Genomic DNA, 6,846 nt, shown 5'->3' with positions numbered 1-6,846 from the left:
CGCAGTACGGTAGTAGGGTATATCCAAAATCCCGTAGGGATATAACATCGGTAAAATGCAAATGAGAAAGCCCGGTAATCCCGTAGGGATGGAACAGGTAAGAGGCTGCTTTCATAGCAAATACCAATGGACAAAGTATAGAGGTGAATCTGTGAGGCAAAAATCGTGTTATGGAACCGGAACAGGTATCATGCCTACGGCATTCATGCGGGCGTGGGTTTATTGAATTACCGATATAGTATGCCTATCGGCATTTAGGTGAAGAGTACATGATACAAAAAACGCAGTACGGTAGTAGGGTATATCCAAAATCCCGTAGGGATATAACATCGGTAAAATGCAAATGAGAAAGCCCGGTAATCCCGTAGGGATGGAACAGTTAAGTGGCTGCTTTCCATAGCAAATACCACTGGACAAAGTACAGAAGTGACCTGATGATGTAAAAATCGTGTTATAGAGCTTAAAAAGGTATCATGCCTACGGCATTCGTGCGGGAGGGAGTTTGGTGAGTTACCGACGTTATATGCCTATCGGCATTTAGGTGGAGAGTACATGATACAAAAAACGCAGTACGGTAGCAGGGTATATCCAAAAATCCCGTAGGGATATAACATCGGTAAATGCAAATGAGAACGTCTGATAATCCCGTAGGGATGGGACAGGCAAGGATCAGCTTTCACCGGTACACCCGTTCGGCTTCAGTTATACCGGGCAAATAAGTACCTGTGATCCCGGTTCATAAGCAGCGCATGATGAGTGCTATCACAAAGCTGCCACGGTATGGTGATACATGTTTTTCGACATTGGGTCCAATAACCCCGCTGTATTAAAAGGTTTTATCCTTTCTCTTACCATGCCGGTAAATGCATCCATATCTGTTGATGAAATGTTTTTTTGCACGGTTACCTTCAGCAGATCATTATATGTTGTTTGCACTATCTTTTGCACTTCGGGATTGTGGGCTTCAAGAAAATATGTAACGGACTCGTTCTTCAACCGCCGCTGCTCATACAAAATAGTGAATGTAAAATACAGCATGGACCATGCGTTGAAAAGCGGGAAATGCCGCATGGTTTGATAGCAGCCTGCAACAAGCATATCAATGAGCTTAAGCTCTTCAAAAGTAATATGCTCATATTCCTTCAACTGTTCATACAAGGGCTCACCAAAGTCCCTGTTTTCACCGAGCATCCGTACGATCCGTTCAACGCCTGCCAGTGAATACGCTATGCCTGTACTAAAAAGCGGGTCTACGAACCCAATGGTATGCGGCATCGCCAGCCAGCCGTTGCCAAAACATTTTTCCAGCCTGCGCTGGAGCCTCCCCGATTGTATAATGCGGCCGGGTTGTGGCGATAAAGCACCTGTTTTGAGTATCTGATCTATACCGGGATACGCATTTCTCATCCTGTTCCATATTTCCGTTGTGTTCATTTTTTGAAATGAAGGATCATTGCCATTCAGCGCAAATCCCCAGCTCGTGCGGTTGTTGTTGAAACGGAGCGCCCACACCCATCCTTCATCCAGCACATGGTGCAATGCGGAATCATCGGGATCGTAAGGGTAGTCCTGCATTGGAATATTCTTTTGTTGGAGCAGCGTTGTCCATCGAGGGAGATGATCAAAATGAGAGAACAGGGCAAACGAATTGGTGAGAAAGCCCGCAGCAGATGATGGTACGGCAAACAGCTTGTCTGCCAGCATGCCGCTGCCTGTAGCATCTATAAAAAAAGCAGCATGAATGGATGATATGTTTTCTGGTCCGTTCACATCGAACAGCCATTGCCTGTTGCTTCTTGTTGCCGATATGATCTCCGTACAATCGAAATAAGCAATGTTATAGTCCTGCACCCTGCTCACTAAGTAAGCGTCAAAATCTGCACGCAGCCAGTTGGTGTCCGACAGGTCATCACTTGCGCTTGCCGCAACAAGCAGCTCATTGGAATGGGCGGCATCGGCTAAAAATGGCTTCCCCCGGTAATGCTTGAAATAACTGAAGCCTCTTTTAATGCCGCAAACAATTCCGGGATGGGATTGCTGCCAACTGCCATACCTTGAAAAATCATACAGCCAGGGCAGATCGTATTGCACGGAAAGAGAGCGTAAGATCATATCCGCGATAGGGGTGGAAGATTCGCCGATGGCAAAGCGCGGGTGCTTTCCCTTTTCAATCAAACAAACGGTAAAGCCGCAGTTGTGTAAGGCAAGGGCGGTGATGCTGCCTGTAAAGCCGGCGCCGGCAATTACAATATCGTAATGGTGGGAATGCTTATTCATTATTTGATCTTACAGGTGCAGGATATGCTGTCTTCCATGCGCTGACTGAGGTTCATGGTTTCCAGGCGTTTTTTTCTCTCATCAAAGCAATGGGGGCATTGCGACAAAAAGCCGATGTCCCAGGTATCTGCGAGTACCTGGCCCCGTTGCATCAATAACGCTTTTTCAAAAACCGTTTCCAGCATGGCAAGAGAAGGCGGTGTATAATCATTGTTTTCGCGCAGCAATTCCATTACCCCGTTTCCCGGCCGTACGGGAATAACGGCACAGCGTACCGCGCCGCTGTCAAAAGCAAACTGTATGGTTTTAAGCGCCCATGCTATATTTTCATCATCACCCCTAATATAAGGGGGACTTAAAAGCACAAAAGCTCTTACATCAATGCCGTGCTGTTTCAAAAACGCCGTTGCCTTTTTAAAATCTTCCGGTGTAATTTGTTTGTTCAGTTTGGACAGTGCTTCCGGATGGATCGTTTCCAGTCCCATGGCTATTTCGAGCTTTCCATCTACCATGTCGCTGAATGCTGCGCAGAGCTGAGTACAAAGTTTAGGATGGTTTTCTACGATCACCCGTTTATATGCGCTGAGTCGTTTGCCTATTGCCGGGTAATCGCGGGGGGAAATGGCTTTGGCATCAAAAAAATTCCCGTTGTTGTACAATTTGATCACATCAGCGTCCGGCAATCTTTCCAGAGCATGATCAATCTGCCGCACAATAGCGCCCGCCGGTACAGGCTCATCCAGGGTGTTTTTCCACAGATCACACATCAGGCATTTAAAAGCACATTCTTTGCTGGTAAGAAAGATGGTATTCACGGTTTCCATGCCGCCCTGTAAGCCGGGTTCCCGCTCATGTAAAAAATGATAGGGAACGAACGGGTTTAACCTGTTTTTGGGAGGACGGAGCGCAGCTATCGCCCGGCTGTCGTAAGCATCATGCATACAGCGAATGGAAATAGGTTCTGTATTCTTTTTCACTGGCGGCAAAGATCTCTGAAAAAGCGTCAGGTGCCACCGCTCCGGCCTGGAACCTGCGCTTTTCAAAAACGGGCATATCAAAACCGGTTACCGCTTTTATACCGCGGCTTACCACCTCGCCCTTTAATGCATACAGCGCTTCTTCGTTCCAGTTGGTGAGCGCTATAAAAGGAATGCCTTCAGCTACCTCGATCACATTGGGCAAAGCGTAAGGGCTGAATCCTTTGAATCCATATTTTTTGGCGGGCGCGTAGGTGCGTACATGCCCGCGGCTCTGCCCGCCGGAATAGGTAAGGGAATGTTTTATTTTGTCTACGCCCCATCCTTCCTGGTAAAGCATCATATTGTTCAGTACGCTGCGTATGGTAAGCTCGGGGTTTGCCGCTATGGGGTAGTCCTTCAGGTTCTCATCACCACCTTCCCCGTCTGCCAGATATGCCCAATCGGGATAACGCTCCCGTATATGTTTGCAAAGTGCCAGCGACATGGTTGCAGATTCAAGATCAAGCGATTTATAATCTTCAATGACCTCAATGGCATCTTTGTAATTAACAGCCGATAAAGGCACATCAATGAGCTCCAGGAAAAGCGACAGTCCCAGCCGGTCCAGAAATGCATGTGCCTGGTGCGCATCGGCTCCGCCGTTCACGGAAAGCGTAAAGGCTTTTAACCGCTGTGGCGACATCCCCAGCTTCAGCATTACATGATACAGCACTAAAAAAACCGAACCGCTGTCAATACCGCCGGAGAACAAAACGCCTACAGGCGCTTCTTCCGGAAGAGACAGGAGCCATTTCCGGCATTCACCGGATAATGTTTCAATGTATTTTTTGCCGATAGCATCAATATCCGTGGGAAGCGTATTTCTTTGGGGCTCAAAAAACCGGGTGTAAACCGGGTTGGGATCGGGACAGCCGATCACTTCAAGCCGCACTACATAATGTGCGGGTACCATCCTCGTATAGGAAGGATGAAATTGTTTGTGCAGTCCTTTTTGCTTTAGGTATTCGTAAATCTCATCCATGCGCTCGGCCACAATAAGCAGCGGGCCTGAGGTTTGCTTGGCAAGGAAATAGCGCATGGGGCGGCCTATGGAGCGGGCCATAAATACCTGCTGCCCTACTTTTTCAACAATGGCAAACTGCCCGTCAATTTTACGTACGGCTGCCGGATCGCCCGAAACAATTGCGGCAGAAGCTTCCTCCGGCGTCATATTAAGAATGATATTGTTGTTATGGTCGAGAAGGCTTACAAAGTCGGTTACATACTGGTTCATGATGTTGTTGTTTTCTTACGGAACAAATATAGTCATATCAATTGCAATATTCCGGTGATGGGGTGCCACCAAGACCCGCCTGAACCGGACGCCCGCCCCCGCCAGAATGGCTTCGTCGGGCTGGCGTGCCGGTACGGACGGGGGCAGGCACAAAGACACGAAGCCAGGGGTCTCCAGGTTTGTTTTCTTCGTGCCTTCGTGATTTGTGGCAAAAAATTCTCCGCCGTTGTTGGGTGTTCGTGAGGCCTTATATATGCCGCTTCACCAATAATGATATGAAAAGAAGTAAGATCCGGGGATAGCCTTAAAGCAGCATTGGTTTATCCCGCCGGCGGCAATATCAGGCGTGGTGAAATCCAATATTGGTGAGCCTGCTTACCCATTGCTGTATTTTTACAATGACGTCCAATCTTCAATTTGAATGCCATTCAATCTGTCAAAATCAGTAACATTTTTTGTAGCTAAGATCAGGTTGTTTGCTATTGCTGTTGAACCGATGAGTAAATCAAAGTCGTCCAATATTTTACCTTTGGCTTTTAACCGTGCTTTCTCTTTTGCGTAAATGTCAAGCGCTGTAAAAATTGGAAGTATCGTGAATTTTTCATGGAACTTGTCAAGAATTGCCCTGTTCTGCTCTTTTTCTATTGAATGTTCTTGCTTTTTTAATATCGGCTATAAGTTCATCGGCTGTCTGATCTGAAATGAATGCGCCGTAAAGTGAATTAAGAGTGTTTCTCTTTATCACTTTCTCACTTTTCATAGACCTGGAAAGCCTCGATATGAGTTCCAACTTACTGTCGGGACTCCAATTCTTAAGCATTCCGAAATAGGTCTCAATCAGCTTAATATTTGTGTCTGCGGGCATCAGCTTTATTTATATCATTACAAAGATAATAAAAGCCGGTTGTTTGACAATTACACTAAATCAACAGGGGAGCAGGTATCCGGCGGAGTCGTTTCGGTCAAGGCACGCTTCACTCTGACGCAGGTCCGTAGCGGTGGTGCACCGCCGTCGGCAATGATATGAAAAGAAAGAAGCGGGGATTTGCCTTAGAGCAGAATTGGTTACCCCGCTGGTGACATACCCGGCGGGGCGAAGCAGGCAAAATAAAGCATTGACAATAAATAAATTTAAACGAAAATTGTGGAACAGGAACAGGTATCATGCCTACGGCATTCGTGCGGGTATGGGATTGGTGAGTTACCAATGTGATATGCCTGTTGGCATTAAGTGAGGGGTAAACTTATTCCATTGCTGTGTTTTTTACAATGACGTCCAGTCTTCAATTTGAGTGCCATACCTGGCACCTAACTTCTTTTCCCCGGCGCTCTTTCCCCCATTTTTTAAAATACTCCCTTTTCTAATTGGACAATAGTAGCCGGCACCTTACCTTTGCGGCACATTTGACCTAACATACCTTAAAATAATTTAATATATGCCTACCAAAGGTAAAATCAAACAGATCATTGGCGCCGTAATAGACGTGCAGTTTGATGGTCAACTGCCCGAGATCTACCATGCCCTGGAACTGAAGCGCGAAAACGGGGAAACGCTGGTGCTGGAAGTACAGCAGCATCTCGGTGAAGACAGTGTGCGCACCATTGCCATGGACGGCACAGACGGACTTGTTCGCGGAATGGAAGTAGCGGATACCGGGAAAGCCATAGCAATGCCGGTTGGAGAAGATATCAAAGGCCGTTTGTTCAACGTAACTGGCGATGCTATTGACGGGCTTCCTCAAATAGACAAGACCAACGGCCGCCCGATCCATGCCAGGCCGCCGGCATTTGAAAACCTGAGCGTGGCTACCGAGGTATTGTTTACCGGTATCAAGGTAATTGACCTTATTGAGCCTTATGCCAAGGGTGGTAAAATTGGATTGTTTGGTGGCGCCGGTGTGGGTAAAACCGTACTGATCCAGGAACTGATCAATAATATTGCCAAAGGATATGGCGGTATTTCGGTATTCGCAGGTGTGGGTGAACGCACCCGTGAAGGGAATGACCTGTTGCGCGAAATGATCGAAGCCGGCATCATGAACTATGGCGACGAGTTCAGGCACAGCATGGAAAAAGGCGGATGGGACCTTGGGAAAGTGGATATGGAAGCCTTAAAAGACTCGAAAGCCACTTTCGTGTTCGGACAAATGAACGAGCCTCCCGGCGCACGTGCGCGTGTGGCCCTGAGCGGGCTCACCGTTGCCGAATACTACCGCGATGGTGACGGCAAGGGTCAGGGAAGGGATATTTTGTTCTTCGTGGATAATATCTTCCGCTTTACACAGGCGGGTTCCGAAGTATCTGCGCTGTTGGGGC

The 6,846-nt window shown here is 47.4% G+C and carries 6 protein-coding genes; 1 reads left to right on the top strand and 5 read right to left on the bottom strand.

Annotated elements, in window-relative coordinates:
- Window positions 1-762 precede the first annotated feature (762 nt).
- The 5 genes from PLH26_RS18725 to PLH26_RS18710 form a co-directional block, all read right to left on the bottom strand.
- Complete coding sequence (locus PLH26_RS18725) at window positions 763-2,277, bottom strand: NAD(P)/FAD-dependent oxidoreductase (RefSeq protein ID WP_324587554.1); 1,515 nt, start codon at window positions 2,275-2,277, stop codon at window positions 763-765.
- The gene (locus PLH26_RS18720; RefSeq protein ID WP_324587553.1) at window positions 2,277-3,218 is read right to left on the bottom strand and encodes an archaeosine biosynthesis radical SAM protein RaSEA; all 942 of its coding nucleotides are present in this window, start codon (window positions 3,216-3,218) and stop codon (window positions 2,277-2,279) included. Before PLH26_RS18720 ends, PLH26_RS18725 begins: the two co-directional genes overlap by 1 nt.
- The gene (locus PLH26_RS18715) at window positions 3,211-4,530 is read right to left on the bottom strand and encodes an asparagine synthase-related protein (RefSeq protein WP_324587552.1); all 1,320 of its coding nucleotides are present in this window, start codon (window positions 4,528-4,530) and stop codon (window positions 3,211-3,213) included. The genes PLH26_RS18720 and PLH26_RS18715 overlap by 8 nt, the downstream gene beginning before the upstream one ends.
- Window positions 4,531-4,923: 393 nt before the next feature.
- A complete protein-coding gene (locus PLH26_RS21845; RefSeq protein WP_502876416.1) occupies window positions 4,924-5,151 on the bottom strand; it encodes a PIN domain-containing protein in 228 nt (75 codons plus the stop codon).
- Window positions 5,144-5,395, bottom strand: coding sequence for a hypothetical protein (locus tag PLH26_RS18710; protein WP_324587551.1), 252 nt, complete (start codon window positions 5,393-5,395; stop codon window positions 5,144-5,146). The genes PLH26_RS21845 and PLH26_RS18710 overlap by 8 nt, the downstream gene beginning before the upstream one ends.
- A 571-nt stretch (window positions 5,396-5,966) precedes the next feature.
- Between PLH26_RS18710 and PLH26_RS18705 the strand changes: the two genes are divergently transcribed.
- Window positions 5,967-6,846 (top strand): F0F1 ATP synthase subunit beta (locus tag PLH26_RS18705; protein WP_502876415.1); only part of this gene is annotated, 880 nt, incomplete at its 3' end.

The organism is Agriterribacter sp. (genome assembly GCF_035444585.1).
Lineage (GTDB): Bacteria > Bacteroidota > Bacteroidia > Chitinophagales > Chitinophagaceae > Agriterribacter.
Note: the sequence above shows the minus strand (reverse complement) of the source record. Positions and strands in the feature narration are given on the sequence as shown.

Bases quoted from the DNA above. Each gene is read 5' to 3' on its own strand.
- PLH26_RS18715 (WP_324587552.1), bottom strand. From the start codon at position 4,530: ATGAACCAGTATGTAACCGACTTTGTAAGCCTTCTCGACCATAACAAC.
- PLH26_RS18720 (WP_324587553.1), bottom strand. From the start codon at position 3,218: ATGCATGATGCTTACGACAGCCGGGCGATAGCTGCGCTCCGTCCTCCC.
- PLH26_RS18710 (WP_324587551.1), bottom strand. From the start codon at position 5,395: ATGCCCGCAGACACAAATATTAAGCTGATTGAGACCTATTTCGGAATG.
- PLH26_RS18725 (WP_324587554.1), bottom strand. From the start codon at position 2,277: ATGAATAAGCATTCCCACCATTACGATATTGTAATTGCCGGCGCCGGC.